21 protein-coding genes and 1 rRNA gene are annotated in these 23,520 nt (G+C 65.4%); 7 read left to right on the top strand and 15 right to left on the bottom strand.

The features are described 5' to 3' along the window. Window positions 1-195: 195 nt before the first annotated feature. A 5S ribosomal RNA gene (gene rrf / locus AC6LJW_RS02665) occupies window positions 196-308 on the top strand. Between the two features lie 163 nt (window positions 309-471). Here rrf and AC6LJW_RS02660 read toward each other — a convergent pair. Together AC6LJW_RS02660 and AC6LJW_RS02655 are read right to left on the bottom strand one after the other, a co-directional pair. Further along, window positions 472-1,977: a sigma-54-dependent transcriptional regulator gene (locus AC6LJW_RS02660; protein ID WP_498086445.1), complete on the bottom strand. Its 1,506-nt coding sequence runs from the start codon at window positions 1,975-1,977 to the stop codon at window positions 472-474. Then, on the bottom strand, window positions 1,961-3,907 hold the full coding sequence (locus AC6LJW_RS02655; protein WP_498086444.1) for a sensor histidine kinase: 1,947 nt from the start codon (window positions 3,905-3,907) through the stop codon (window positions 1,961-1,963). The genes AC6LJW_RS02660 and AC6LJW_RS02655 overlap by 17 nt, the downstream gene beginning before the upstream one ends. A 293-nt stretch (window positions 3,908-4,200) precedes the next feature. On the opposite strand from AC6LJW_RS02655, the gene AC6LJW_RS02650 reads away from it, so the two are divergent. Next, a complete protein-coding gene (locus AC6LJW_RS02650; protein ID WP_427986726.1) occupies window positions 4,201-5,541 on the top strand; it encodes a dicarboxylate/amino acid:cation symporter in 1,341 nt (446 codons plus the stop codon). Window positions 5,542-5,620: 79 nt separating this feature from the next. Here the strand turns inward: AC6LJW_RS02650 and AC6LJW_RS02645 are convergent, their stop codons facing one another. From AC6LJW_RS02645 to AC6LJW_RS02615, 7 genes are all read right to left on the bottom strand, one after another. Beyond that, window positions 5,621-6,247, bottom strand: coding sequence for a Maf family protein (locus AC6LJW_RS02645; protein ID WP_056571582.1), 627 nt, complete (start codon window positions 6,245-6,247; stop codon window positions 5,621-5,623). Between the two features lie 31 nt (window positions 6,248-6,278). After that, window positions 6,279-6,749 (bottom strand): 23S rRNA (pseudouridine(1915)-N(3))-methyltransferase RlmH, encoded by a 471-nt coding sequence (rlmH, locus tag AC6LJW_RS02640; protein ID WP_498086443.1) that lies wholly within the window; start codon window positions 6,747-6,749, stop codon window positions 6,279-6,281. A gap of 7 nt (window positions 6,750-6,756) precedes the next feature. Further along, a complete protein-coding gene (gene rsfS / locus AC6LJW_RS02635) occupies window positions 6,757-7,167 on the bottom strand; it encodes a ribosome silencing factor (protein WP_056571579.1) in 411 nt (136 codons plus the stop codon). A gap of 62 nt (window positions 7,168-7,229) precedes the next feature. Continuing rightward, the gene (gene nadD, locus AC6LJW_RS02630) at window positions 7,230-7,817 is read right to left on the bottom strand and encodes a nicotinate (nicotinamide) nucleotide adenylyltransferase (RefSeq protein ID WP_498086442.1); all 588 of its coding nucleotides are present in this window, start codon (window positions 7,815-7,817) and stop codon (window positions 7,230-7,232) included. Beyond that, on the bottom strand, window positions 7,814-8,725 hold the full coding sequence (hemF, locus tag AC6LJW_RS02625; protein WP_056571574.1) for an oxygen-dependent coproporphyrinogen oxidase: 912 nt from the start codon (window positions 8,723-8,725) through the stop codon (window positions 7,814-7,816). Before hemF ends, nadD begins: the two co-directional genes overlap by 4 nt. Before the next feature lie 12 nt (window positions 8,726-8,737). Continuing rightward, complete coding sequence (gene purD, locus AC6LJW_RS02620; RefSeq protein ID WP_056571571.1) at window positions 8,738-10,045, bottom strand: phosphoribosylamine--glycine ligase; 1,308 nt, start codon at window positions 10,043-10,045, stop codon at window positions 8,738-8,740. Window positions 10,046-10,108: 63 nt separating this feature from the next. Further along, window positions 10,109-10,840 carry a YebC/PmpR family DNA-binding transcriptional regulator gene (locus AC6LJW_RS02615; protein ID WP_056571568.1) on the bottom strand — a complete coding sequence of 244 codons (732 nt, stop codon included), beginning with the start codon at window positions 10,838-10,840 and terminating at the stop codon, window positions 10,109-10,111. A 159-nt stretch (window positions 10,841-10,999) separates the two neighbouring features. On the opposite strand from AC6LJW_RS02615, the gene AC6LJW_RS02610 reads away from it, so the two are divergent. The 3 genes from AC6LJW_RS02610 (at window position 11,000) to AC6LJW_RS02600 (ending at window position 14,722) form a co-directional block, all read left to right on the top strand. Then, a complete protein-coding gene (locus AC6LJW_RS02610; protein WP_498086441.1) occupies window positions 11,000-12,538 on the top strand; it encodes a helicase HerA-like C-terminal domain-containing protein in 1,539 nt (512 codons plus the stop codon). Between the two features lie 123 nt (window positions 12,539-12,661). Next, entirely contained in the window at window positions 12,662-13,729 is a 1,068-nt protein-coding gene (locus AC6LJW_RS02605; RefSeq protein ID WP_056571615.1) for a tartrate dehydrogenase, read from the top strand. Between the two features lie 33 nt (window positions 13,730-13,762). Then, complete coding sequence (locus AC6LJW_RS02600) at window positions 13,763-14,722, top strand: WaaZ-like lipopolysaccharide core biosynthesis protein (protein WP_056571561.1); 960 nt, start codon at window positions 13,763-13,765, stop codon at window positions 14,720-14,722. 94 nt (window positions 14,723-14,816) lie between these two features. Here AC6LJW_RS02600 and AC6LJW_RS02595 read toward each other — a convergent pair whose 3' ends face one another. The 5 genes from AC6LJW_RS02595 to AC6LJW_RS02575 all read right to left on the bottom strand — a co-directional run bounded on the left by AC6LJW_RS02595 (window position 14,817) and on the right by AC6LJW_RS02575 (window position 20,596). After that, the gene (locus AC6LJW_RS02595; RefSeq protein ID WP_498086440.1) at window positions 14,817-16,430 is read right to left on the bottom strand and encodes a DHA2 family efflux MFS transporter permease subunit; all 1,614 of its coding nucleotides are present in this window, start codon (window positions 16,428-16,430) and stop codon (window positions 14,817-14,819) included. Next, window positions 16,427-17,620, bottom strand: coding sequence for an HlyD family secretion protein (locus AC6LJW_RS02590; RefSeq protein ID WP_498086439.1), 1,194 nt, complete (start codon window positions 17,618-17,620; stop codon window positions 16,427-16,429). Before AC6LJW_RS02590 ends, AC6LJW_RS02595 begins: the two co-directional genes overlap by 4 nt. A 21-nt stretch (window positions 17,621-17,641) precedes the next feature. After that, window positions 17,642-19,057, bottom strand: coding sequence for an efflux transporter outer membrane subunit (locus AC6LJW_RS02585; protein ID WP_498086438.1), 1,416 nt, complete (start codon window positions 19,055-19,057; stop codon window positions 17,642-17,644). 95 nt (window positions 19,058-19,152) lie between these two features. Then, the gene (locus tag AC6LJW_RS02580) at window positions 19,153-19,677 is read right to left on the bottom strand and encodes a MarR family winged helix-turn-helix transcriptional regulator (protein ID WP_056571614.1); all 525 of its coding nucleotides are present in this window, start codon (window positions 19,675-19,677) and stop codon (window positions 19,153-19,155) included. Window positions 19,678-19,708: 31 nt separating this feature from the next. Further along, window positions 19,709-20,596: a DMT family transporter gene (locus AC6LJW_RS02575; protein WP_498086437.1), complete on the bottom strand. Its 888-nt coding sequence runs from the start codon at window positions 20,594-20,596 to the stop codon at window positions 19,709-19,711. 69 nt (window positions 20,597-20,665) lie between these two features. On the opposite strand from AC6LJW_RS02575, the gene AC6LJW_RS02570 reads away from it, so the two are divergent. Next, the gene (locus tag AC6LJW_RS02570) at window positions 20,666-21,643 is read left to right on the top strand and encodes a DMT family transporter (RefSeq protein WP_056571548.1); all 978 of its coding nucleotides are present in this window, start codon (window positions 20,666-20,668) and stop codon (window positions 21,641-21,643) included. Window positions 21,644-21,693: 50 nt separating this feature from the next. Continuing rightward, entirely contained in the window at window positions 21,694-22,683 is a 990-nt protein-coding gene (locus AC6LJW_RS02565; protein ID WP_056571545.1) for a quinone oxidoreductase family protein, read from the top strand. A 118-nt stretch (window positions 22,684-22,801) separates the two neighbouring features. On the opposite strand, the gene AC6LJW_RS02560 is transcribed toward AC6LJW_RS02565, so the two are convergent. After that, complete coding sequence (locus tag AC6LJW_RS02560) at window positions 22,802-23,476, bottom strand: epoxyqueuosine reductase QueH (protein ID WP_105238120.1); 675 nt, start codon at window positions 23,474-23,476, stop codon at window positions 22,802-22,804. Window positions 23,477-23,520: the final 44 nt, after the last annotated feature.

The raw sequence follows: 23,520 nt of genomic DNA, 5'->3' as shown, positions 1-23,520 counted from the left end.
CTGATGGTTATTGACCTGGTGATATAGCGTTCCAAGTGTCGTTCAATACAAAATACTGGCTGCACCGTCAGCAGCCAGCCAACACAATTACACCCACTGTGCGTCGATCATCGAGCTCCAAGCTCTGATCGCCACACGTTGCGCTTCTTCCAAGATTGGAGCAGTTGCCTAACCGCAGCCGCTCAACCAGTTACGCCTGACGACCATAGCAAGGTGGTACCACTCCTTCCCATCCCGAACAGGACAGTGAAACGCCTTCGCGCCGATGATAGTGGACGGACGTCTGTGAAAGTAGGTCATCGTCAGGCTTTTATTGCTCAAAACCCCGCAGGTTTCCCCTGCGGGGTTTTGTCTTTGTATCGTTCGAAGTTCGAATAAAGAAACCCCTCGCGGCTGGCGCCGCGAGGGGTTTTTGTTTTGTTGGTGAGATATAAGCGCGCGCTGCGCCGGATTATCGGCGCAGCGTATTCGTTAGAGTGGGCCGCGGGATAGACCAACGTATTCCTGGCGGTCAATGCCATGGCGTTGGAGCTTGTCGTAGAACGTCTTGCGGGGAATGCCTAGGGTGTCGAGGGTGGCCTTGATGTCGCCGCGGTGGGCAGTGAGGGCATCGCGGATGATCTGAGCTTCGACCTGTTCCATGCGTTCGGGGAGGCTGAGGGAGCCGGCTTGCGCTGGGGTGGGTTCGGGTGCCGTGCCGTTGAGGACGCCGAGCACGAAGCGTTCTGCGAAGTGCGCGAGTTCGCGCACGTTGCCCGGCCAATCGTGCGTCATGAGGTGTTGGCGGATCGAGGCGGGCATGTCGGGGATGTCGCGCTGGAAGCGGCGCGAGGCGTGGCCGAGGTAGTGGGCGAAGAGCAGCGGGATGTCTTCGCGGCGTTCCCGCAGGGGGGGAAGGCGGATCGTGACGACGTTCAGGCGGTAGAACAGATCTTCGCGAAACTTGGCGCGGATGGCGGGGCTGCCCAAATCTTCTTTGGTGGCCGCGACAACGCGTAGGTCGAGGTTGCGGACTTCGTTGCTGCCGAGCGGGGTTATCTGGCGTGATTCAAGCACGCGCAGCAGCTTGACCTGGACGGCGAGCGGCATGCTTTCGATCTCGTCGAGGAACAGTGTGCCGCCGCTGGCATGTTCGATGCGGCCGATGCGTTTCTTTTGTGCACCGGTGAAAGCGCCCGGTTCGTGGCCAAAGAGTTCGCTTTCAATGACGCTTTCCGGCAGGGCGCCGCAGTTGATGGCGACCAGCGCGCAGTGTCGGCGGCGGCTTAGCCGGTGCAGCGCGGTGGCCACGACTTCCTTGCCGGTGCCGGTTTCGCCTTCGACGAGCACATCGACATCCGCGTCCGCAATGTGGCGCAAGGTTTGCTTGATGCGCTGCATGGCGGGTGTCGTGCCGATAAACGGCACTTCGTCGGCTTCGACGGTGAATGCGGCTTCTCGGAGACGGCGGTTTTCGAGGACCAGGCGCCGCATTTCGGCGGCGTGGCTGATGGCGGCGACCAGGCGGTCGGCGGGATAGGGCTTGGACAGGAAGTCGTACGCGCCTTCCCGCATGCACTGAACCGCGGTGGCGATGTCGCCGTGGCCGGTGATCAGGATGACCGGGATATCAGGGTCGATGGCCCGCAGCCGTTGGAAGAGTTCGAGTCCGTCGATGTCCGGCATGCGGATATCGGTGACCACCACGCCGTCGAAGTTCCGGTCCAGGGCCGGCAGCGCAGCGCGGGCGCTGGCATGTGCCGCGACCGAGATACCGTGAAGCTTCAAGGTTTGCAGGGCGGCGCGGCGCAGTTCTTCGTCGTCGTCGATGAAGACGGCGTGGGGCGCGACAGGTCGCTGCACGCGATCGTCGGTCACGTCGGCGGTTTGTACGGCTGTTGCGGCCGCGGCGGCAGATGCTGACGATGCGGCCTTTGAGGACTTTGCGGCAGTTGCCGCGTCGGCATTGGAGAGCTGCGGATCAGGGGCGCGCGTCATGGTGAGTGCTCGGTGCGTGGGTTTGATCCGGCGCTTTGCGCAGGGTCAGGATGAACAAGGCGCCCGTGTCGGGCGCATGGGGAGACGACAAGCTGGCGTCATCGGGCCGGGCGGCGCGTAGTTCGCCGCCGAATTCGGCGACGATGTCGCGGCTGATGACGAGGCCCAGGCCCAGGCCATCCGGCTTGGTCGTGTGAAATGGCGTGAAGAGCCGAGCGCGGGCTTGGTCGGACAGGCCGGGGCCGTTGTCGTGAACCTGTACTTGCACGGTGTCGCCGAGGTCTTGCAGGGCGATAACTATCCGGCCGTTTCGTGCGCCTTCCAGCGCTTCGAGCCCGTTCTGCAATAGATTGACCAGCACCTGCTCAAGCCGGACGCGATTGGCTTGGACGCGGCAGTTCTGGTTGCGGGTCGGGCTTTGCAGTGTGACGCCTTGTCGGCGGGCGCGCGGGCCCACGAGCAGGATCGCCCCTTCCAGGGCTTCCATCAGATCGGTCGGGCCGACTGTTGCGCCCGCCTTGCGCGAAAAGGCGCGAAGTTCGCCGGTGATGTGCCCGATGCGGTCGGTCAGTGCCGCGATGGTGCTAAGGTTTTCCTGGACGGCGCCGTCGTCGCGGCGCCGCAGGAATTCGACGGCGTTGTCGGCGTAGGCGCGGATGGCGGCGACGGGTTGGTTGACCTCGTGTGCGACGCCCGCCGCGACCTGGCCCAGTAATGCCAGCTTGCTGGCCTGGACCAGTTCGTCCTTCATGGTGTGGAGTTGGGATTCAGCGCTTTGGCGTTCGTCCATCTCGTCGACAAGCTTGGCGTTCACGTCGCGCAGTTGCGCCGTGCGCTCGTCCACCAGCGCCGCGAGCTGTTGCTGGACGGCGGCCTGTTGCTCTGCGCGTTCCTGGTTGCGATGGCGGCGGTACAACACCACGCCGATCAGCGCGGCGAGCACGCTTTGCGTGAGCAAAGCGCCGAGTTGGGCGTTGGCGCTGGCCTGGTTCATGGCCGCCTGAACCGGCGACAACTGGTGCAGCGTCCAGCCGGGCGATTCGATGACCGGCAGGGTGGTGTGCAGCAACGGGGCGCCGGCGGCGGCGCGGGGCAACGCGTCGTCGGTGCGTATGAGTTGCCCGTTGCTTGTGGCCTGCAGCGGCGGTGTGACCGGAAGGGGCTGGAATTTGGCGTCGCCAAATTGCAGGCTGGTGCGCAGCGTCTCGGCCAGCGCGGGCGAAAGCGGCGCCAGCACCCTGAAACGCCAGTCTGGAATATTACCGAGCAGCACGACGCCGTGTTCATCGGTCACGAAGATGACGGCATTTGCCTGCCGCCAGTCGGCCTCCAGGTCCCGGAAGTCGACTTTCAGGACCACCACGCCGAGCATCGCGCCCTGCGCGTCGTCCACGCGCCGCGACAGGTAGAGCCCTGCTTCGTGGCTGACCGTGCCCAGCGCGAAGTGTTCGGCCGAGCCGTGCACGACCGACCCCTGGAAGTACGGACGGAATTCGTAGTCGACGCCGACGAAGGTGGCGGGTTCTCGCCAGTTGCTGGCCGCGATGGCCAGGCCCTTTTTGTCGAGCACGTAGATGGCGGAAGCGCCGACACCGCGGCTGAGCGCCTCGAGCTTTTCGTCCAGGGCCTCGATCTGCCTCGAACTCGCGCCTTGAAGCGCGGCGCGCAGATCGACGTCCTGCGTCAGCACGAAGGGCAGCGCCCGGAATTTGTCGAGGTTGTTGCGCAGCAGCGCGGCGTTGATCTGGCCGGTACTGCGGGCCTGGAGGGCGGCCTCGCGCAGCGCGCCGTCGCGTGCCCATTGGGTGGCGGTGTGCAACGTGGCGGCGACGATGCCGACGGCAAGCAGCGTCACGGCCACCCGCCACGGCCAGGACCAGGCGCGGGGGGAGGCAGGCGGGGAAAGAGGGGAAGAAGAAGAGCCGGTCATGGTGTGCGGTTTTCCGCACATTTTAGCGGGTTTCTGTGCGGAGTTTCGCCTTTCGATGTCGGCCGCAGAATCGCCAATATTCGAGGAAATTCAGCATTTTCAAGGGTTTATCTGGGGGAGTGGTTGGCCGGCCGACCTGGCATGGGTATTGCATATATACCGGCAAGCCGCGCGGCACATCCCCGCGGTGAAATCGGCTGGCGGCAGGAACGCATGGCCATAAAACAGATAACGCCCCGACGTCGCACGCGCCACGCTGCGCGGAGCAAGGGGCCTTGGTGGGGACAATCCCAATGATCGAAGTGGATCACAGCGCGCCCGCGCGCAAGCTCAAGTTCTATCAAATCCTGTATGTGCAGGTGATCTTCGCCATTGTGGTGGGCATTTTGCTCGGCGCATTCAAGCCCGAGCTCGGTCAGCAGATGCAACCGCTGGGCGACGCCTTCATCAAGCTGGTGAAGATGATCATTGCACCGGTCATTTTCCTGACCGTGGCAACCGGCATTGCCGCCATGAGCGACCTGAAGAAGGTTGGGCGCGTGGCTGGCAAGGCCATGCTGTATTTCCTGGTGTTCTCGACATTGGCGTTGGTCGTCGGCATGGTGGTCAGCCATATCGTGCAGCCTGGCGCCGGGATGCACATCGACCCGACCACGCTGGATCAGAAGGCGGTGTCCGGCTATGTCGCCAAAGCGCATGACTCGACGATCACCGGCTTCCTGATGAACGTGATTCCCACGACCATCTTCAGCCCGTTCGTGGGTGGCGACATTCTGCAGGTGCTGTTCGTGGCCGTGCTGTTCGGCATTTCGCTGGCCATGGTGGGCGAGCGCGGCAAGCCGATCCTGAATTTCATGACGGCGCTGGCGCAGCCCATTTTCAAGATGGTGGCGATCCTGATGAAGGCCGCACCCATCGGCGCCTTTGGCGCGATGGCGTTCACCATCGGCAAGTACGGCATCAAGTCGGTCGTGAACCTGGCGATGCTGGTGGGCACGTTCTACGCGACGTCGGTGCTGTTTGTCGTCGTCGTGCTGGGCCTGGTTGCCCGCTACAACGGTTTCTCGATCTTCAAGCTGGTCCGCTACATCCGCGAAGAACTGCTGCTGGTGCTGGGCACGAGCTCGTCGGAAGCCGCTCTGCCCACGCTGATGCAGAAGATGGAACGCGCGGGCTGCTCGAAGTCGGTGGTCGGTCTGGTGGTGCCCACTGGTTATTCGTTCAACCTGGACGGCACCAATATCTACATGACGATGGCTGCGCTGTTCATTGCGCAGGCCTGCGACATTCCGCTCTCGCTGGGCGACCAGATCCTGCTGCTGCTGGTGGCGATGCTGAGCTCGAAGGGCGCGGCCGGCGTGACCGGTGCGGGCTTCATCACGCTGGCGGCCACGCTGTCTGTGGTGCCTTCGGTGCCGGTCGCGGGCATGGCGCTGATCCTGGGTGTGGACCGCTTCATGTCCGAATGCCGCGCGCTGACCAACCTGGTGGGTAATGCGACCGCCACCGTGGTCGTCGCGCGCTGGGAAGGCGAGCTGGACCAGGAGCAACTGCATGCCACCCTGGACAGCGCGGGCACGCCTGCGGCGTCGCAGCCTCAGGTCGCCCTCGGCGAACCCGTCCGTCAGAGCTGAACAACAGCGCCACGCAGATAAAAAAAATCCCCCGAAGCCTTGCGGCGCGGGGGATTTTTTCTTGCGGGCCGAATCGGTGTCAGGGCACCTGGATGCCGGCCTCGCGGAGCAGGTTGGCGGTTTCGAACAGCGGCAGGCCCATGACGCCTGTGTAGCTGCCGGCGATGTGCGAGACGAATGTGCCCGCCAAGCCCTGGATGCCATACGCGCCCGCCTTGCCGAAGGGTTCGCCGCTGTCGCAATAGCGGCCGATTTCGTCTTCTTGCAAGGCGCGCATGCGGACTTGGGTGATGGAGACGGCTTCCAGCAGGCGGTCGCCGCTGCACAGCGCGACCGCGGTATGGACTTCATGCGTGGCGCCGGACAGCGCCCGCAGGATGCGGATGGCGTCGTCACGGTCCGCCGGTTTGCCCAGCACCTCGCCCGCCAGGATGACGGTGGTGTCGGCCGCGAGCAGGGGCAGGGCGGGCATGGCGTGCGCACGCATCCAGTCGCGGCCGCGCAGGGCCTTGTCGCGGGCGGTGCGCTGCACATAGTCAGCGGCGCTTTCGCCCGGATGCTGCGGTTCGTCCTCGCCGGGCGGGGACGGAACGAGCAGAACCTCGTGCGCCAGGCCGATCTGGTTCAGCAACTCGCGGCGGCGCGGGCTGGCGGAGGCGAGATACAGGCGCGGGGAAGAACGGGAGGGATTGGCGGTGTCGGTCATGCGGAGCAGGGCAGGCGCCGCCAGGCGGCGGTCACGCGCGGTGGTAGGGGTGGTTGGTCATGATGGCCCAGGCGCGGTAGAGCTGTTCGGCCAGGACCACGCGCACCATGGGATGAGGCAACGTGAGGGACGACAGGCGCAACTGGTCTCTGGCGGACGCCTTGAGCGCGGGATCCAGTCCGTCGGGGCCGCCGACGAGAAACGCGACATCCTGTCCGCCCGCGCGCCACTGTTCAAGCTTTTGCGACAGCGCCATGGTGGTGAGATCGCGTCCGCGTTCGTCCAGGGCAAGGCGCAGCGCATTGGCGGGCAGAGCCGCCTCGATGCGCTTGGCCTCGGCCGCCATCATCTGGGCCGGAGTTTTGCCGGTCGTGCGGGGCTCGGGCTTGATCTCGCGCAGTTCCAGCGCGCAGTCGGCCGGCAGGCGCTTGGCGTAGTCGTCCCAGGCAGTTTGCACCCAGTCCGGCATCCGCGTGCCCACCGCGACGACGATCAGCTTCACGGCGTGGTCAGTCTTCGAGGTCGTCGTAACCACTGCCGCTGTCGCTGGGGACAGGAGCGGGGCGGGTCGATTCGGGCAGGAGCTTCACGCGCACCGGCTTGCCGCCCCAGATTTCTTCGAGGTTGTAGTACTGCCGAATGGCCGGCTGCATGATGTGCACAACGACATCGCCGAGGTCGACGACGACCCATTCACCGGTGTCCTCGCCTTCGATGGTGATGCCGGTCAGCGACATGGCGCGGCCGCGATCGGCAACGCTGGATGCCAGCGCGCGGGTCTGGCGGTTGGAGGTGGCGCTTGCAATCACGACGCGATCGAAAAGGCTGGTCAGATGCGTGGTGCTGAAGACCTTGATGTCTTGCGCCTTGACGTCTTCGAGGGCGTCGATGACGGCGCGTTGGAGTTTCTGTATATCCATAGCTGCAAATATAACCCGCTCGATGGCAGCGGCGGCTGACCGGCGGCGCCGGGCGGGGAGGTTTATCGGTAGAGTTTGTGCGCCGCAATATATGCGGCGACGGATGCGTCGAGCAGTCCGTCGGTGGATTGGCCCTGCGCGAGGCGCTGGCGGATTTCGGAAGCCGACACCGGCATGGGCGGAAAAGGGAGTTCTTGCAGGGTGTGGCCTTGTTCCTGCAGCCATTGCGCCAGTTCCGCCGGTGCGCTGAGGGCCGTGCCGGGGCGGGTGGCCACGGCGAGGTCGACAAGGCTGGAAATGTCGCGCCAATTGCGCCAGGTGCAGAAATTGGCGAGCTGGTCGGCGCCCAGCAACCACACATAGCGCGCGTCCTGCGGGAGCGCGCGCAACGTGTCGATGGTGTAGGTGGCGCCGCCGCGCTCGATTTCAATGGGATTGACCGCCAGCCCCGGATGGCCGGCGATGGCCAGTTCCAGCATCGCGAGGCGATGGGCGGCGGTGGCGTTCAGTGCAGCGCGCTGCCAGGGGTTGGCGGCGGGGATGAGCTGCACCTGGGCCAAGCCAAGCGACTGCAAGGCATTCTGCGCCAGCGCGATGTGGGCGACGTGAACGGGGTCGAAGCTGCCGCCGAAAAGGCCGATGCGTTTCAAACCCAGTCCCGCGGCTTGAGGTAGGCGGCCAGCTCGGCTTCGGGCGTGCCGGCTTCAGGCTGCCAGTCGTAGCGCCATTGCGCGAGTGGCGGCATGGACAACAGGATTGATTCGGTGCGGCCCCCGGATTGCAGGCCGAACAGCGTGCCGCGGTCAAAGACCAAGTTGAATTCGACGTAGCGGCCGCGGCGGTAGGCCTGGAAGTCGCGCTCGCGCTCGGTGTAGGCGATGCCGCGGCGCTTGTCGACGATGGGCAGGTAGCTGTCCAGGAACGCGTCGCCGACTGAACGGGTGAGAGCGAAAGACGCGTCGAAGCCGGGCGCGTTCAAGTCGTCGAAGAAGACGCCGCCGATGCCGCGGGTTTCGTCGCGATGCTTGAGGAAGAAGTACTCGTCGCACCAGCGCTTGTAGCGCGGATAGTAATCGGGCCCGTGGGGCGCCAGCGCGTTTCGGCACACCGTGTGGAAGTGGCGGGCGTCTTCTTCGAAGGGGTAGTACGGCGTGAGGTCGATGCCGCCGCCGAACCAGAAGACGTCGGCCTCGTCGTGGCCGGGCCGCGCGGCCGCGACGAACATTCGCACGTTCATGTGCGTGGTGGGCACGTACGGATTGCGCGGATGCAGCACCATGGACACGCCCATGGCTTCCCATGAGCGGCCGGCGAGCTCCGGCCGATGCGCGCTGGCCGACGGGGGCAGCTTGGACCCCTGAACGTGGCTGAACAGCACGCCGGCGCGCTCGAAGAGCTGGCCGCCTTCGAGCAGACGCGACAGCCCGCCGCCGCCCTCCGGCCGCACCCATTCGTCGGTGCGGAAGGGGCCGCCTTCGGCCGCTTCCAGCGCGCCCACGATGCGGGCTTGCAGGCCGGTGAGGTAGTCCCGGACAGCGGAGACGGGCAGAGCGGTCATGGGCGGTTCCGGTTACGCGTTGGACTTGGGCTTTTGCTGAGACGGCTTGAGCGCGCGCCAGCCGATGTCGGAGCGGTACTGCCGGCCATCGAAGTGGATGCGGTCGATGGCTTCGTAGACACGGTCGCGCGCCATCTTGACCGAATCGCCCAGTGCGGTGACGCACAGCACGCGGCCGCCGGTGGTCTTGGTTTCGTCGCCGTCGAGCTGGGTGGCGGCGTGAAACACCATGCAGTCTTCGGCATCGGCGGGCAGGCCGCGGATGACGTCGCCGGTGCGTGGCGTGTTGGGATAGTTGTGAGCGGCCAGCACGGCGCCCAGGGCGGTGCGGCGGTCCCAGACGATGTCGGCCTGGTCGAGCGTGCCTTCGACGGCGTGCTCGAGCGCGTCGAGCAGGTCGCTCTTGACGCGCATCATGATGGGCTGGGTTTCGGGGTCGCCCATGCGGCAGTTGAACTCCAGCGTCTTGATTTCGCGGTCGGGATCGTCGCCCGGGGCGATCATCAGGCCGGCGTACAGGAAGCCTGTGTAGGGGATGCCGTCGCGCGTCATGCCCTGCACGGTGGGCAGGATGATTTCGCGCATGATGCGGTGATGCAGTTCAGGCGTGACGATGGGCGCGGGCGAGTAAGCGCCCATGCCGCCCGTGTTGGGGCCGCGGTCGCCGTCCTGCAGGCGCTTGTGGTCCTGGCTGGTGGCCAGGGCGAGCACATTGCGGCCGTCGCACATGACGATGAAGCTGGCTTCTTCGCCGATCAGGCATTCTTCGATGACGACGCGTGCGCCGGCTTCGCCCATGGAGCCGTCGCCCAGCATGGCGTCGACGGCGGCGTGCGCTTCGTCGAGGGTGGCGGCAACCACGACGCCCTTGCCGGCGGCCAGGCCGTCGGCCTTGATGACGATGGGCGCGCCTTCCTGGTCGATGTAGGCATGGGCCTTGGCCGGGTCGGTGAAGGTTTCGTAGCGCGCGGTCGGGATGTTGTGCCGGACCATGAAGGCCTTGGCGTAATCCTTGGAGCTTTCAAGCTGCGCGGCGGCCTTGGTGGGGCCGAAGATCTTCAGGCCACGGGCGCGGAAGACGTCGACGACGCCGGCGGCCAGGGGCGCCTCGGGGCCGACGACCGTCAGGGCGATCCCCTCGCGCTGGACGAAATCGGCCAGTTCCTCGGCATTGGTGAGCGGGATGTTTTCCATCTGCTCGGCCCGTTGCGTGCCGCCGTTGCCCGGAGCGACGTACACCTTGTGCACGCGCGGGGAGCGGGCCAGCCGCCAGGCGAGGGCATGTTCGCGGCCGCCCGAGCCAATTACCAGGAGTTTCATGTTGCGTGAGTCTGAAGAGGCGCGCAGGCGGACAGAGCCGCTGGCGCGCCAGGAAAGGGAGAGTTACTGCGCTTCGTCGAAAATGACGGTCGTATAGACTTCCTGCACGTCGTCCAGGTTTTCCAGGGCGTCGAGCAGTTTCTGCATCTTGGCGGCGTCGTCGCCGGCGAGTTCGGTTTCGTTCAGGGCCTTCATGACGATGCCGTCGACTTCGGCCTTCAGGCCGGCCTCGTCGAATGCCTTGCGCACGGCCGCGTAATCGGACGGGGCGCAGACGACTTCGATCACGCCTTCTTCGTCGGTGGTGACGTCTTCGGCGCCAGCATCGAGGGCGGCTTCCATGACCTTGTCTTCAGGGGTGCCGGGGGCGAACACGAATTGGCCGCAGTGCTTGAACATGAAGGCGACGGAGCCTTCCTGGCCGAGGTTGCCGCCATTCTTGGAGAAGGCGTGGCGGACTTCGGCGACGGTGCGGGTGCGGTTGTCGGTCATGCAGTCGACGATGACCGCCGCGCCGCCGATACCGTAACCTTCGTAGCGGACTTCTTCGTAGGCCTCGCCGTCGGCGCCGCCCGCGCCACGCTGGATGGCGCGCTGGATGTTGTCCTTGGGCATGTTGGCGTCGGTGGCCTTGTCCCAGGCCATGCGCAAACGGGGGTTGCTGTCCGGGTCGGGGCCGCCGGCGCGCGCCGCCACGGTGATTTCACGAATGATCTTGGTCCAGAGCTTTCCGCGCTTGGCGTCTTGGCGCCCTTTGCGGTGCTGAATATTGGCCCATTTGCTGTGTCCGGCCATGGCTTCCCAGGAAAATGTGTCTGCAAAGACGGCATTTTACCGTGCCGGCGGCTGTCCCGTCCGGCAAGAGGGATGCTTGTGTCCATATAGCCACGCGCACAAGGCGGGCGGCAGGCTCTACACTTGGGCATCCATCTGATCCCTGGTCCGGAGCCGCCCATGCCCAACCCCCTTGTCATCGCCAAGAACGCGCAGACCGAGTTGGCGCTGCTGCCGGCCCTGGCCAACCGCCACGGGTGCATCACGGGGGCCACCGGCACGGGCAAGACCGTCACGCTGCAGGTGCTGGCCGAATCCTTTTCCCGGATCGGCACGCCCGTGTTCATGGCGGACGTCAAAGGCGACCTGACCGGCATTTCGCAGGCGGGCGTGTCCAGCCCTAAACTGCAGGAACGCCTGCAGAATCTGGGCCTGCCGGAGCCGGCCTGGGGCGCCAGCCCGGTCGCGCTGTGGGATGTCTTTGGCGAGCAGGGGCTGCCGGTGCGGGCGACCATCACCGATATGGGGCCGTTGCTGCTCTCGCGCATCCTGGAACTGAACGACACGCAGGAAGGCGTCCTGACCCTGGTTTTCAAGGTGGCGGACGACGAAGGACAGCTGCTCTTGGACCTGAAGGACCTGCGGGCGATGCTCCAGGACGTCGCCGACCGGGCGGGCGAGCTGAAGACGCGCTACGGCAATGTGTCCTCGGCCAGCGTCGGCGCCATCCAGCGCGGCTTGCTGGCGCTGGAATCGCAAGGCGCGGAAAAGTTCTTTGGCGAGCCGATGCTGGACGTTGCCGACCTGATGCGCACCGACGCGCAGGGCCGCGGCATCGTCAATGTGCTGGCGGCCGACAAGCTGATGCAGGCGCCGCGCCTGTATGCCATCTTCCTGCTGTGGCTGTTGGCCGACCTGTACGAAAAGCTGCCCGAGGTGGGCGACATGGACCAGCCCAAGCTGGTTTTCTTCTTCGACGAGGCCCACCTGCTGTTCAACGACGCGCCGCAGGCGCTTTTGACCAAGATCGAGCAGGTCGTGCGCCTGGTGCGCTCCAAGGGGGTGGGCGTTTACTTCGTGACGCAGAATCCGCTGGATATCCCGGACACCGTGCTGGGCCAGTTGGGCAACCGCGTCCAGCATGCGCTGCGGGCGTTCACGCCGCGCGACCAGAAGGCCGTCAAGACCGCCGCGCAGACCATGCGCCCCAATCCTGGCCTGGACATCGAGGCCGCGATTACCGAGCTAGGCGTGGGCGAGGCGCTGGTGTCGCTGCTTGACGCCAAGGGGCGGCCGATGCCGACCGAGCGGGCCTTCATCGTGCCGCCGGGCAGCCGTATCGGGCCGGCGACGGACGCCGAACGGCAGGCGCTGCGTCAAGGCAATGACCTGGCGCCCAAATATGAGAAGGCGGTCGACCGGGAGTCGGCCTACGAAATCCTGGCGGGCCGCGCGGCGGCGCCAGCGGAACCCCAGGTGGCCAAGGATGCGCCGGCCCGGTCCGGGCAGCCTTCCGCCAAGACGTCCGAGCCGCCTGCCGACGAGAGCGGCGGGCTGATGGACAGCCTGAAGGACGTGCTGTTTGGGTCGACCGGACCGCGCGGCGGCAAGCGCGACGGCGTGGTGCAGACCATCGCGAAAAGCTCGGCACGCTCCATCGCGCGGGAACTCACGCGCGGAATCCTGGGGTCGCTGCTGGGATCGAAGGGCCGGCGCTAAGCCTTATCGGCGCAAAGCGGCAAATCGGCAGGTCCGTCCGTTCGGGGGACGGGGGTATTGTGTTGCGCCCGTTTATGCCTAACATTGCGGGCGGTGTATCAATGAAAACCAAAGGAAGACATGGTGGCTAAGAAACACAAGATTGCGGTGCTCCCCGGAGACGGGATCGGCAAGGAAGTCGTGCCGGAAGGTTTGAAGGTACTGGATGCCGTGGCGACGCGGTTCGGAATCGAGTTCCAGTGGGACCATTTCGACTGGAGCTGCGACTACTACGCCAAGCACGGCAAGATGATGCCGGACGACTGGAAGGACCAGATCGGCCAGCATGAGGCCATTTTCTTCGGTTCGATCGGCTGGCCCGCCACGGTGCCGGACCACGAGGCCTTGTGGGGCTCGCTGTTCAAGTTCCGCCGCGAATTCGATCAGTACATCAATCTGCGTCCGGTGCGTCTGATGCCTGGCGTGCCGTCGCCGCTGGCCGACCGCAAGCCCGGCGAGATCGATTTCTTCATCGTGCGCGAAAACACCGAGGGCGAATACTCCAACAGCGGCGGCCGCCTGTTCGAGGGCACCGACCGCGAAGTGGTCATCCAGGAAAGCGTTTTCACGCGCATCGGCGCCGAGCGCGTGCTGAAGTTCGCATTCGAGCTGGCGCAAAAGCGCGGCAAGCACCTGACCGCTGCCACCAAGTCCAATGGCATTTCCATCTCGATGCCCTGGTGGGACGAGCGCGTTGCCGACATGGCCGGGAACTATCCCGATGTGCGCTGGGACAAATACCACATCGACATCCTGTGCGCGCACTTCGTGCAGCATCCGGACTGGTTCGATGTCGTGGTGGCTTCCAACCTGTTCGGCGACATCCTGTCCGATCTGGGGCCGGCATGCACGGGCACCATCGGCATTGCGCCGTCAGCAAACCTCAACCCGGAACGCAAGTTTCCGTCGCTCTTTGAACCGGTGCATGGCTCGGCGCCGGACATTTATGGCAAGGGCATCGCCAACCCCATCGGTCAGATCTGGAGCGGGGCATTGATGCTGGATTTCTTGGGGTATCCCGATGCGTCGGCCGCCGTGGTCAAGGCAATCGAAACCGTGCTGGCCGATGGCCCGCGGACGCGGGATATGAAAGGCAACGCTTCAACGGCCGAGGTCGGCGACGCAATTGCTTCGCTGGTCCGGGGCGGTTAAGTGCAGTTGCGGGCAGGCCTGTCTGGTTAGTAGATGAACGACTCGATTTTTTCTCCTCCCTCCGAGCACGTGGGCGGCGGGCGGGCCGACCGGTTTGTCCGCAAGCTTTTCCGCATGCTGCGTTCGCGCACGCAGCGGCACAATCAGCACCTGTGGCCATTCGTGCGGATCTGGCGGGACAAGGATGGCGCGATCAGCGCTTATCGTGCGTTCGGCCGTTCATTGCGCATCACTCCCTTGTCGCAGGGCTACGACCCTGCCGACAAGGTGGTGCACCTGATCCTGAGCGGCCCTTCGATCTCCGAGATCCCGTATGACCGCATGGATATCGGCGTGGCGATGGGCGTCAATGGCTCCATCGCGCTGTCGCGCAAGTTCGACCTGCAGTTCAAGTATTACTGCATCATCGACCAGAACTTCGTGCGGGACCGCATTGAGTTGGTGCGCGATATCGTCGGGCGCGACCTGACGCTGTATGTGTTTCCCGAGGTTCTGCGCTACATCATGCAGGGCATTCCGCAGGAGCAAATCCGCTGCCGCATCTGCATCATCGAGTTGATCTCCCGGCGCGCCTATGAACGCAGCGTTGCGCCAGCGGTGCTCAAGCGCATTGCCGCCGCCTCGCCTGATGTTGAACTGCTGGACGCAAAACAGGGGCTGGGCTACAGCTTCAATGCGTCGCTGGGCGTGTTCGATGCCGATACCGTGGCCTATGCGGCGCTGCAGGTCCTGATGTCCGGCGGCGCGCGCGAGGTCTACGTGCATGGACTGGACCTGACCGTGCAGGGCGGATTGCGTTTCTACGATGAAGGCGGCAAGCCGCAGACCAGCCGGCTGACGCGCAACTTTCCGAAGTTCATCGAGCCGTCTTTCCGCTTTGCGTCGCCGCTCTGGCGCGCGCGCGGGGTGTCCGTGTTCAACCTGTCTCCGGTCAGCGCGCTGTCGGCCGACATCATCGAACGCAGGGACTGGCACACCTTGCTCAAGGACTGACCTGCCTGTCCAAACGCAGCTTGGTCAACAAGTGCATGTCCAAAAAAAACAAGGCGCCGCGAGGCGCCTTGATTTTTTGCCGATGCCGAACGAATCAGTGCGCGCCGGCAGCCGCTTCCGCCGCGCCGCCGCCGCCCGATTTGGAGGCGCGCGGCCGTGCGAACCAGACCAGACCCGTCAGCAGCAGGAAGATGATCGCGGACGCGTAGAACACGTCCGTCGCCGACATCGTGAAGGCCTGCGCATTGATCAGCCCGTCCACCATGGTAAGCGCCTGCTGGTGCGAGACGCCCAGCCCGTTCTGCAAGGAGTTCATGGTCTGGTCGAACGCCTGCTGGCCGGGCCGGGCAATCTCGGTCAGTTGCGCGTGATGCAGGGTTGCGCGGTTTTCCCATAGCGTCGTGGAAATCGACGTGCCGAACGCGCCCGCCGTCAGCCGCAGGAAGTTCGAGAGGCCCGACGCGGCAGGGATGCGCCAGGGCTCCATGCTGGACAGCGTGATCGAGGTGAGCGGCACGAAGAATGCCGCCATTGCGGCGCCCTGGATGATGGTCGGGATCATCAGCGTGCGCACATCCGTCTGGGTGTTGAAGCCCGCGCGCATGAAGCAGACCAGCGCGAAGATCAGGAAGGCGACCGTCACGATCTGCCTGGGGTCGCGCGTGGCCAGCATCTTGCCCACGATGGGGGTGAGCAGGATCGCCAGCAGTCCGACCGGCGCGGTCACAAGGCCCGCGTAGGTCGCCGTGTAGCCCATGTTGCTCTGCAGCCAGAGCGGCAGCAGCACGACGTTGCCAAAGAAGACGCCATAGGCCACGGCCAGCGTCAGCGCGCCCACCGTGAAATTGCGGACCTTGAAGAGCCGCAGGTCCACGACCGGGTGCGCGTCGGTCAGTTCCCAGATCAGGAAGAACACGAAGGCCACGAAGGCGATCGCCGCCAGCGCGATGATGGTGGGGCTGGCGAACCAGTCCAATTCCTTGCCCTTGTCCAGCATGATCTGCAGCGCGCCCACCCAGACCACGAGCAAAACGAGGCCGAGCTTGTCGATCGGCAGTTTGCGCGTGACGGATTCGCGGTTGCCGTAGATGCGCCAGCTGATCCAGGCGGCCAGGAGGCCCACCGGCACGTTGATGTAGAAGATCCAGGGCCAGGTGTAGTTGTCGGAGATCCAGCCGCCGAGCAGCGGGCCGGCAACCGGGGCCACCAGCGTTGTCATGGACCAGACCGCCAGGGCCATGCCTGCCTTGGACTTCGGGAAGCTGGCCAGCATCAGCGTCTGCGACAGCGGGATCATCGGGCCGGCCACCGCGCCTTGCAGCACCCGGAAGGCGATCAGCGCCTCAAGCGAGGGCGAGAAGCCGCACAGCCAGGACGCCAGCACGAAGAGCAGCGTGGAGATCAGAAACAGGCGAACCTGGCCGAAGCGCTGCGTCAACCAGCCGGTCAGCGGCACGGTGATGGCGTTGGCCACCGCGAACGACGTGATGACCCACGTGCCCTGGCTGGTGCTTACGCCCAGGTCGCCGGAGATGGTGGGGATGGACACGTTCGCGATGGAGGTGTCCAGCACGTTCATGAAGACCGCGGTCGACAGGGCGATGGACCCGATGATGCGGGTCGCACCCTCCAGCGGCGGATGCGTGCCCGGCGGGCGGGCGGCGTCTGGGGGCGCGCCTGCGCCCGCGGGCTGGGCGGCGGTGCTCATGATGCGACGTTGGCGGCGATGATCTTTGCGATCATTGCGTCGACTTCATGGTGGGCGGGCTCGAACGCGCGGGTCGACCAGACCGGTTCCTTGCGCGCCACTTGCGTCAGCGGAGCGCCGTCGTCCTTGCCCACGTCGACTTCAACGTCCATCGACAGACCCACGCGCAGCGGATGCTGCTTGAGGTCTTCGGGATCCAGCGTGATCCGCACGGGGACGCGCTGCACGACCTTGATCCAGTTGCCGGTGGCGTTCTGAGCGGGAAGCAGGGCGAAAGCGCTGCCCGTGCCGGCGTCCAGGCCGGCGACGGTGCCGTGGTAGGTGACCGCGCTGCCGTACAGATCGGCCACCATCTTGACCGGCTGGCCGATGCGCATCTTGCGCAATTGGCCTTCCTTGAAGTTGGCCTCGATCCACACCTGATCGAGCGGTACGACGGTCATCAGGGCGGCGCCCGGGGCGACGCGCTGGCCGACCTGCGCGCTGCGGCGCGCGATCACGCCGCCCACGGGAGCGGGCAGCACGGTGCGCGACTGCGCGAGCCAGGCATTGCGCAGCTCGGCCGCCGCCTGGCGCACGTCGGGGTGATCGGCGACCGAGGTGCCTTGCGTCAGCGCCTGGTTGGTCGCCAGCTTGGCCTGCGCGGCGGCCAGCGCCGCCTTGGCTTGCGCGACGCCGGACTGGGCGGATTTGAGCGCGACCTCGGCGTGCAGGATTTCCTCGCCGCTGACGCCGCCCGACTTGGCCAACTGCTGGCGGCGCTTCACGTCGCTCTGCGCGCGGGTCAGCTCGGCCTGGGCGCGCAGGATGTCGGCATTGCGCAGGTCGACGTCGGCCGCCAGCGCATCGTTCTGCACGTAATAGGTCTGCACCTGGCGCACAGTCTGCGCCAGCTTGGCTTGCGCCTGCTGCAGGGCAATGTCGGTGTCGGCGGGATCGAGGCGGACCAGCGGCTGGCCGGCGGTGACCGTTTCGGTATCGTCGGCTTCGATGGCGACCACGGTGCCGGGCACCTGCGGCGTGATCTGCACCAGGTTGCCGTGCACGTAGGCGTCGTCGGTGCTTTCGAAATGGGCGCCGAAGAGCGTCCACCAGATGCCGTAGGCAATGCCGGCAACGATGAAAACCCCGGTCGCCGTCAGCAGGAGGCGTTTACGGGCGGGATGGGTGGTGGGAGTGGCAGCGTTCATGACGTCTGAATCCGGGATCGTTCAATGAATGGAGTTCGGGGCAGGCTCGGCCTGCGGCGCGTAGCCGCCGCCCAAGGCGGTGGCGAGGTTGGCGTCGAGCTGATAGGCGCGGATGCGCAGGTCGGTATCAAGACGGGCCTGCGTCAGCACGCCGGTCTGCGCGATCAGCACCGTGATGTAGTTGCCCATGCCCGCCTTGTAGCGGTCGACGGCCAGAGCGTAGGCGGCCTCGATGGCCTCGCGCGCCTGGCGTTGCTGGGTCTTTTCCTGGTCCAGCAGGCGCAGGCCATCCAGCGCGTCGGCGACCTGATGCGCGGCGTCCAGCACGGTCTGGTTGTAGTCCGACACTGCCAGATCCGCGTCGGCGCGGCGGCCCGCCAGATTGGCGTTGAGCTCGCCGCCGTGGAAGATGGGCAGCGTGATGGCCGGACCGATGCCGGCCATGCGGGCGTCGGCGCCCAGCAGGTTGCCGGTGCCAATCGCTTGAAAACCGACGAACGCGGCCAGGTTCACATTGGGGTAGAACTCGGCCTTGGCCGCGTCGATGGCGTGACGCGCCGCCTCGGCGCGCCAGCGGGCGGCCGTGACGTCGGGACGGTGCCCGAGCAGGTCGAGCGGCACGCTGGCCGGAACGGCGCCGGCCGGTGCGGTCAGCGACACCTGAACCAGATCCTGTCCGCGCTGCGGGCCGGCGCCGGCCAGCGCGGCGACCTGGTTACGCAGTTGGGCGAGCGTGGTGTCGGTCTGGGTCAGTTCGACCTTGCCGGAGGCCAGCGACGACTCGGCCTGCTTGACCTCGACCTGCGTGTCCAGCCCGGCCGAGTAGCGGCCCTGGGTCAGCGACAGGACTTCGGCGCGCTGCGCGATCACGCGGTTCAGCACGTCGCGCTGGGCGAACGCGTTCTGCAGGTTCAGGTAGGCGCGCACGGTGGCGCTGGCGAGCAGGTTGCGCGCGGCTTGCGCGTCGGCGCTGGCGGCTTCCTGCTGCGAGACCGCGGACTGCAGGCGCGAACGGTTCTTGCCCCAGAAATCCAGCTCGTAGCTGAAGTCCAATGCCAGCCGGTTGTCGCTGACGACAGAGCCGCCCAGCGGCGCCGGGTAGATGTAGTCCTTGGACAGGTGCTCGCGGTTGAGGGTGTAGCCCGCGTCCACGCGCGGCAGCAGCGGGGCGCGCGCGATACCGACGGCGGCGTTGGCCTTGGCCAGACGCGCCTGCGCGGCGCTCATAGAGGGACTGTTGGCTAGCGCTTCGGTCATCAGGGCGTTCAGTTGCGGGTCGCCGTAGCGTTCCCACCATTGCGCGGCGGGCCATTCGGTGCCTTGACCGGTCAGCCCGAGCGTGGCGGCATCAAGCGCGGCGACGGGCTTGGGCGCCGGCTCCATCAGCGCGCAACCGGTGAGGGCCAGCACCAATGCGGTAGATAAAAGGCGTTTCATCCTGACTGTTAGCTGAAAGTAATTGATTAATCTGTATTTGCCTAGGCAACGATTATGCCAAATAAAAACCCCGGCTCCAGCACGGGGCGTGGGCGTCAGCGGTCGGCCGGGGAGCCGGAGGCGGACCCGTTTGCGATCATCCGGCGCATGAAGTGCATGAGCTGGGTGACCTCGTCGGTCGAGAAGCCGCGCAGATGATGATTGAGCGCGCGGGCAATGTTGGCGGGAATTTCGCGGGCCTTGGCCTCGCCCAGTTCGGTGAGTTCGATCTTGACGACACGGCGGTCTTCCTGGCTGCGGTTCCGGCGCAAAAGTCCCTTGGCTTCCAGGCGATCCAGCGCGCGCGTCATGGCGCCGGTGTCCATGTCGTTGAGCCGCGCCAGTTCGGCGGGCGTATCGGCGCGGCCCAGGAACACCATGGCCAGCGGACGCCATTGCATGGCGGTGAGATCAAGCGGCGCCATCTCCTGGTCCAGCATCCGGTTCATGGAATGATAGGCCAGCTTGATAAGGTAGCCCGCGTTGTCTTCGGCCATGCAACGGGTGTCGTTGCGGTAATGGACGGGGGCGTCGGGCGACTCGGCGGGTACGGGCGTGGGCAGGGAAGGCGCGGCAGTCATGCGGCGCATTTTACTGCCTAGTCAGTTATTGTCAAGGCTGTATCTTTGAAGCCGGTTCGGCTGCCGTTGCCTGCTTGCGCAGCCCGGACCAGACGATGGCGGCCACGATAAGGGCGCCGCCGGCCAGCATGCGCGGCGTCGGTTCCTGGCTGAACAGCACCCAGGCGAACGCAATGGCGTAGACCGGTTCCAGCGCAATCACCAGCCCCGCGCTTCGGGCATTCAACCGGGTCAGGCTGGACACGAACAGGTAGTGGGACAGCCCGGTGCAAAAGACGCCCAGCAGCGCCAACCAGACCCAGTCCTGCGCGGGCAGGGCAGGAAGCTGGCCGACCGCGAAGGGCATCATCACCAGCGCGACCACGACGTTTTGCCAGCAGGCCACCTGCATCGGGTCCATGCCGGATGCCGAGCGGCGGTTGCTCAGCGCGAGCAGGGCAAAGCTCAGGCCGGACAGCAGGCCCCACGCGAGCCCGATGGTGCCCTGGTTGGCCAGGTCGAACGAGGGCGTGACAAGCACCAGGCCGGCGGTCACCAGGCCCAGCAGCAGCCATTCAGCCAGCCGGACGCGTTCGCGGAAGATCAGGCCTTCAAACAGGGTGATGAACGCGGGAAAGCTGGCAAAGCCGAGCGTCGCGATGGCAATGCCGCCCACCTTCACGGAGATGAAGAAGGTGACCCAGTGCGCCGCGAGCAGCGCGCCCGCGATCACCAGCACGAACAACTGCGCCGGGGTCAGCACGCCAAGCAGCGGCTTGCGGCGCATGCGCGCGAAGATGCCCAGCGCCACGACCGCGAACGCCGCCCGACCCAGCGTGATGACCGCGGCGCTGGCCTGGATCAGTTCGCCGAACACGCCGGTCAGGCCGAATAGCACGGCGGCAATATGGATATAGGTAAGAGCGCGTTGTCGGGTCATGCTGCGAAGAAAGCGGTTTGCATCAGAGAAGGCGTGCAATTTATTTTGCGGTGAACTTAAAATCATCGCATGAATCGTATTGCCAAGCTTACGGCGCTCCCGCTGGCCTCCGGCCGCGCCGCCGGGATCGCCATGGCGGTGCTTGGCGCGATCCTCTTTTCCGCCAAGGCCATCGTCGTCAAGTTCACCTACCGCTACGGGATCGACGCGGTCACGCTGATCGCGTTTCGCATGCTGTTCGCGATGCCGTTCTTCGCGGTCGTGGCGTGGCACCAGTCGCGCCGCGCGGCCCGGGGCGAAATCGTGGTGATGACCACCAAGGAACGCCTGCAGGTGTGCGTGCTTGGCCTCCTGGGCTATTACCTGTCCAGCTTCCTGGATTTCCTGGGGCTGCGCTACATCACCGCCAGCCTCGAACGCCTGATCCTGTTCCTGTCTCCCTCGCTCGTCGTGCTGCTGTCGGCCCTTTGGTTCAAGCGGCCGATCGAGCGCCGGCAATGGCTGGCCATGGTGCTGTCGTATGCCGGCGTGGTGCTGGTGTTTGCGCACGACCTGTCCTTCGGCGGGGGCGGCGAGGTCCTGTTAGGGTCTTTGTTCGTTTTCGGCTCGGCTGCAAGCTATTCTGTGTACCTGATTTGCTCCGGGGAACTGATCAAGCGGATCGGCCCGACGCGTCTGGTGGCGTATGCCATGCTCGTGTCGTGCGTGGCCTGCATCATCCAGTTCTTCGTTGTGCACCCGCCGTCGATGCTGATCCAGCCCGCGGCGGTCTATGGCTACTCCATCATTCACGCCACGCTGAACACGGTGGTGCCGGTGTTCATGCTGATGTGGGCGGTGTCGCTGATCGGCGCACCCACCGCCTCGCTGCTGGGCATGGTGGGGCCGGTGTCGGTGCTGTTCCTGGCCTCGTGGTTCCTCGACGAGCCCATCACCGTGTGGCAGATGGGCGGAACCGTCCTGGTGCTGGCGGGGGTGTTTGCGTTGATGGGGGGCGGCGCCATGCGCACGCCTTCCGCGCAGGACGACAGGCAATCCACGCGTTGAAGTCTGCATTTTTGGTCAATTCGCATTATTTCCAATGAAAGGAGGCCAGCATGGCCAGCAATCTCGTCAAGGCAATTCGTATCGAGCAGCACGGTGGTCCCGAAGTCCTGAAGCTGGTTGAGGTGGAAGTGCCGCCGCCGGCCGCCAACGAAGTCACGATCGAGCAGCACGCCGCCGGTTTGAACTTCATCGATATCTATTTCCGCACGGGCTTGTATCCGCATCCGCTGCCGCATGGCCTGGGTTTCGAGGGCGCCGGCGTGGTGACCGCGGTGGGCGCTGATGTGAAGCACCTGAAGAAGGGCGACCGCGTGGCCTACGGGCAAAGCCCCATCGGCGCCTACGCCAAGGCCCGCAACGTGCCGGCCTTGCAGGTCGTGAAGGTGCCCAAGGGCATCGAATTCGACGAGGCGGCTGCCCTGATGCTCAAGGGCCTGACGGTGCAGTACCTGTTCCGCCAGACCTACCGCCTGCAGGGCGGCGAGACCATTCTGTTCCATGCCGCGGCCGGCGGCGTCGGGCTGATCGCATGCCAATGGGCCAAGGCGCTGGGCGTCAAGCTCATCGGCACGGTATCCAGCCCCGAAAAGGCGGCACTGGCGCGCGAGAACGGCGCGTGGGAAACCATTGATTATTCGCGTGAAAACGTGGTCGAGCGCGTCCTGGAACTGACGGGTGGCAAGAAGGTGCCGGTGGTGTACGACGGCGTGGGCAAGGACACGTGGGAAACCTCGCTGGACTGCATCGAGCCGCGCGGCCTGATGGTCAGCTTCGGCAATGCGTCCGGTCCGGTGGCGGGTGTGAACCTGGCCGTCCTGAACCAGAAGGGCAGCCTGTACGTGACGCGTCCCTCGCTGGGCATCCACGTGAACACGCTGGAAAAGCTGCAGTCGGCTTCCGAAGAGCTGTTCGATCTGGTGCTCAAGAAGAAGATCAAGGTTCGCATCGACCAGCGCTACACGCTGGAGCAGGCGGGCGAAGCGCAAACGGCGCTGGCTTCGCGCAAGACGACGGGCGCGACGGTGCTGACGCTGGACTGATCGCTTCAAAAAAGCATTGCGGCGCCCCGTGGGGCGCCGCAGCGGGCCTGGAGGGCGCACGATGCGCGGACTGCCAGGCCTTTTTCATGGGCGGCGCGGGGCCCGCGCCGCCCGCTGATCAGAGATTTTCTTCGTTGATCAGGTCTTCCTTGCCGTAGAACTTGACGCCGATGTGGATGCGTTCGCGGCCCTGCGAGCGGCGATGGCGGTTGGTGTCGCGCAGCGAATAGACGCAGCCGCAGTATTCCTGCTGGTAGAAGTTCTCGCGCTTGCTGATTTCGATCATGCGCGCCGAACCGCCGCCCTTGCGCCAGTTGTAGGTCCAGTAGATCAGGTCGTCGTAGCGCGCCGCGGCGCGTTCGCCGCAGCCGTTGATCTGATTCATGTCCTTCCAGCGCGAGATCCCGAGCGAGCTGGTGATGGTGTCAAAGCCATGCTCGTGGGCGTAGAGCGCGGTGCGCTCGAAGCGCATGTCGAAGCAGGCCGTGCAGCGCTCGCCGCGCTCGGGCGCGTCTTCCATGCCCTTGACGCGGTCGAACCAGTTGTCCATGTCGTAGTCGGCGTCGATGAATTCGATGCCGTGCTGCTCGGCAAAGCGGATGTTCTCCTGCTTGCGGATTTCGTACTCTTTGACCGGATGGATGTTCGGGTTGTAGAAGTAGATCGCGTAATCGATCCCGGAGGCCGTCATGGCCTCCATGACCTCGCCGGAACAGGGCGCGCAGCACGAATGCATCAGCACCTTGCTGCGGCCGGCGGGCAGGTCGAGTTTGGGGCGGACGAGTTCAGACATGGCGGTCAGGAAAAAGCGGAAAAACCCTTATTTTACGACGAGTT

Source organism: Achromobacter sp. 1012554356 (assembly GCF_059760815.1).
This window is presented reverse-complemented; position numbering and strand designations above follow the sequence as displayed.